The following is a 260-nucleotide window of genomic DNA, read 5'->3' on the forward strand; positions in this document are numbered from 1 at the left end:
GGTGATGGTGAAGGGGTCGAGGGCATGAGACACCTTAGAGGGGCAATCGTGGATGTGAGGGAACTTCCTGAGGGTAGTGGGAGAGGCGTGGGACACTTGGGTTCGGGCCATGATGATGGAAGACAAATGACAAGTATCCGGACCAAGGACGTGATAGAGAATCAAGTAGGAGAACGATGAGAAGAAGAATAGGAAACAAGATTTTTAGGCGGGTGAGGAGAACGATTCTTATAATACTCAGAGGCCGGTATCAATTCCGG

Source organism: Candidatus Kosakonia sp. 282A-S69, from assembly GCF_029433855.1.
GTDB classification, from domain to species: Bacteria; Pseudomonadota; Gammaproteobacteria; order Enterobacterales; family Enterobacteriaceae; genus Kosakonia; species Kosakonia cowanii_A.